This window comes from Methylobacterium sp. E-065, assembly GCF_022829605.1.
Classification (GTDB): domain Bacteria; phylum Pseudomonadota; class Alphaproteobacteria; order Rhizobiales; family Beijerinckiaceae; genus Methylobacterium.
The window spans coordinates 1-893 of the sequence record NZ_JAKSYD010000035.1 but is presented as its reverse complement, the minus strand read 5'-3'; the positions used below and the strand labels follow the sequence as shown (position 1 = coordinate 893).

General features: G+C 67.4%; 1 protein-coding gene. It reads right to left on the bottom strand.

Features of this window, described 5'->3' with window-relative positions; all coding sequences use genetic code 11:
* Positions 1–618 (bottom strand): helix-turn-helix domain-containing protein (locus MKK84_RS35830; protein ID WP_243916452.1); only part of this gene is annotated, 618 nt, incomplete at its 3' end.
* Positions 619–893: the final 275 nt, after the last annotated feature.

The window sequence follows — 893 nt, the reverse complement described above, 5'->3', positions numbered from 1 at the left end:
ACCCCCTTCCCGCGTCGGCCGCGGCCAGGCAGGCCAACCGGCCGCGACGATGCGCCACATGTGCCTGTCGTTGCGGCAGCCGTTCACGCGCCGTTCCTCGACGTGCACTATCCCGAGCTTCACGGCCTCGCGGATCTCGTTGCGAACGGTGGTCTCGACTACGCCTACGATGGCGGCGAGGTCGCCCACTGCCAGCGGGCAATCCTTCCGGCGGGCTCCCTCGGCGGCCACGAGGGACAGAACGCCTTGCTCGGCCAGGGTGAAGCGTGCCGCGATAGCTCGTGGGTGCCGCCCAGAGGCCGCCCACCGGCGACGGCGCTCCATCGAGGCATCCGTGCGCGGGCGCGAGCCAACGGTCCTCCTGGGCGCTCCTACGGCCCTTCCAGCCTTAACCTCGGTTACGGCAGTTCCGGCTAGATTCGAGGCCTGTTCCAGCTTTGGGCGGGTTGATCCAACATATGTCAGCCGCCTTTCTTCGATGAGAACAGACAGTGACTCGGCCTCGGCTTCCGTCACCTGCCCCTCCCCGTAGGCGCGCCAGAGCGCAGACGTGACGGCCGGCAACGCGACGCGCGGGGCCGCCTCCACCTGTCGGCGGATCTCTTCGGCATAGGTCATCGATCCCGGTCCCTCACGGGCCGCGGCTAGGGTCCAGACAAAGCCTTCCCGTTGACGGAAACAGGTTCCGTCTTGACTCCCGAGGGAGGTCATGGCTTGTGGGGAGCTGATGACTGGCCCCACAAGGCCCCAGGTTTTCAGCAGCCTCTTCCTTGCCGGGAAGGGGCTGTTGGCTTTTCAGGGTCTCAGATCCGCAGCGGTTGCTCTCCTGAATTGCCGGCTTTCGACTCGCCGAGGCGGCCCAGCCGGAAAGGCCCATGTCGGCCGGGCGGCAC